Origin of the sequence: Streptomyces katrae (assembly GCF_000966975.1) — a bacterium.
In the GTDB taxonomy this organism is placed as follows: Bacteria; Actinomycetota; Actinomycetes; order Streptomycetales; family Streptomycetaceae; genus Streptomyces; species Streptomyces katrae.
The window spans coordinates 1-2,295 of the sequence record NZ_JZWV01001203.1; the positions used below are offsets into that span (position 1 = coordinate 1).

Sequence of the window (2,295 nt, forward strand, 5' to 3'; positions counted from 1 at the left end):
CGCGGCGCCCGCCTCCGACCGCTCGAACATGCTGGACGAGCTGAAGCAGCTCGGCGAACTCAAGGAGCAGGGCGTGCTCACGGAGGCCGAGTTCGAGGAGCAGAAGCGCAGGATCCTCGGCTGACGCCGCCGCGCGCCGACGCTCCCGGCGGCGCTCCGGCCGGCGGGTGAGGTGCGCGTCCGGTTGCGGGGACATGCTGGGACCACGACCCGTCCCCGCGGAGAGGTGATCGACCATGTGCAGGTGGCTGGCCTATTCGGGAACGCCCGTGCTCCTCGACACCATCCTCTACAAACCCGCGCACTCGCTGATCGACCAGAGCCTGCACGCGCGCATGGGCGTCGAGACGACCAACGGCGACGGCTTCGGAATCGGCTGGTACACGCAGACGTCCGGCATCGACACCCCCGCGGTGATGCGGGACGTGGGCCCCGCGTGGAACAACCGGAACCTGCGGGAGATCGCCCAGCACGTCACGTCCCCGCTCTTCTTCGCCCACATCAGGGCGTCGACGGGCACGGCCGTGCAGCAGACGAACTGCCACCCCTTCCGCCACGGCCGCTGGCTGTGGATGCACAACGGCTCCATCGCCGGCTTCCACGAGATGCGCAGGGAGCTCTGCGTGGCCGTCGAACCCTCCCTCTTCCCGGGCATGGAGGGGACCACGGACTCCGAGGTGATGTTCTACCTGGCCCTGACCCTGGGGCTGGAGGAGGACCCCCCGGGGGCGGTCGCCCGGATGGTGGGCCTGGTGGAGCGCACCGGCCGCGCGCACGGGGTGGAGAACCCGATGCAGATGACGGTCGCCGTCACGGACGGGGAGTCGCTGTGGGCGTTCCGCTACGCCAGCGGGGGCGGCGCCCGGTCGCTCTACTACAGCACCCGGGTGGACTCCCTGCGCGCGCTGCACCCGGACGTGTCCTTCCTCCAGGAGCTGTCCGACGAGACCCGGCTCGTGGTGTCGGAGCCGCTGGGGGACCTGCCCGGGGCCTGGAACGAGGTGCCCGAGCACAGCTACGGCGTGGTGCGCCCGGGCGACGACCACCTCCGGCCGTTCGTCCCGGCCGCCTGAGGCCCGCCGCTCCCGGCCCTCCCGTCCCGGGCGGCCGGGCGGGTGACGGCCGGGCCGGCTCCGGCGTGTGCGGCCCCGTGCGGGGGGCGGGCCGTGCGACGCTCCGTGGCCTCTGCCAGCTCACCGTCGGGAGTCGTCCGTGCTGGAACGCCAACAGCTCAAGGACCGTACGCGGGTCACCTTCGTCCTCCCTGAGGGTGCCCCGGAGGGGCCGGTCAGCGTGGTGGGGGACTTCAACCAGTGGGACCCCTCCGCGCACCCCCTCACCCCCCGCGGTGACGGCACCCGCGCCGTGACCGTGGCCCTGCCCGCCCGCGGCAGCCACTCCTTCCGCTACCTGGCCGCGGGCGACTACTGGTTCGACGACGAGCAGGCGGACGGCCACGACGGCGCCAACGGCCGGCTCCACACCTGACCGGCGAGCGGACGGACCCGGGCGGGCCGCGGCCACCGGAGGCCGGGGCCGCGCGCGGACCGGGGGAGAGTGCGGGTGCGATGAAGCTGACGCTGGTGTCGATGCCTGAATTCCGCGTCTCCCGCCCCGATCCGGCGGAGGTACGGGCCCGGCTGGCGTCGGACCGCTTCCTGCTCGTCGACGTGGAGCTTCCGGAGGAGGGGCTCGCGGGGGAGGCGCCGCAGGAGGCGCCGGCGGAAGAGGAGTCGGTCGCCGACGCACTGGGCCTGGACTTCGACGGACTGGACTGGTTCGGCCGGGCGCAGGAGCAGCCGCGCGCCGAGTACCTGGGCGACTGGTCCGGGGTCGTCGCACCGGTGGTCCGCGGGGACCGGATCACCCACGTCCACGTGCTGGTGACCGAACGCTTCCTGATCCTGGTGCGCCGGGGCCAGGGCGATCACGTGCGGGGCTTCCTGGAGAGGCTGTCGCGGCAGGATGCGGACGACACCGTGGCCGTGCTCTTCTTCCTGCTCGGCGAGACGCTGGGCACCTTCCGCCGGGCCGCCGTGCAGGCCCTGCTGGAGGCCGAGGCGATCGAGGACGACATGTTCGACGAGCGCCGCCCCGAACAGCTCTACCGGCTGACGCTGCTGCGCCGGCGCTCCGCGCAGCTGCACCACTTCCTCCGGCCCTTCCTGGACGTGACCGACGAGGTCCTCACCCGGCGGATGCTGAGTCCCGCCTTCCCGGAGGGGCGGCGACGGCTCGCGCAGGAGTTCCAGACCAGAGGGCGACTGGTGCTCGCGGACATCGAGTCCCTCAAGG

Annotated in this window: 4 protein-coding genes; all 4 read left to right on the plus strand. The window is 73.0% G+C overall.

The window, feature by feature from the left end; genetic code table 11:
- The coding region (locus tag VR44_RS43300; protein WP_169791075.1) for an SHOCT domain-containing protein at nucleotides 1-124 on the plus strand (124 nt) is incomplete at its 5' end.
- Nucleotides 125-236: 112 nt separating this feature from the next.
- Nucleotides 237-1,073 carry a class II glutamine amidotransferase gene (locus VR44_RS34960; protein WP_045951673.1) on the plus strand — a complete coding sequence of 279 codons (837 nt, stop codon included), beginning with the start codon at nucleotides 237-239 and terminating at the stop codon, nucleotides 1,071-1,073.
- A 139-nt stretch (nucleotides 1,074-1,212) separates the two neighbouring features.
- A complete protein-coding gene (locus VR44_RS34965) occupies nucleotides 1,213-1,488 on the plus strand; it encodes an isoamylase early set domain-containing protein (RefSeq protein ID WP_045951674.1) in 276 nt (91 codons plus the stop codon).
- Between the two features lie 101 nt (nucleotides 1,489-1,589).
- Nucleotides 1,590-2,295: CorA family divalent cation transporter (locus VR44_RS34970; protein WP_045951675.1), on the plus strand; the 706-nt coding region annotated here is incomplete at its 3' end.

What these genes read in the sequence shown, in the direction of transcription:
- VR44_RS34960 (WP_045951673.1), top strand. Translation starts at nt 237, where the DNA reads ATGTGCAGGTGGCTGGCCTATTCGGGAACGCCCGTGCTCCTCGACACC.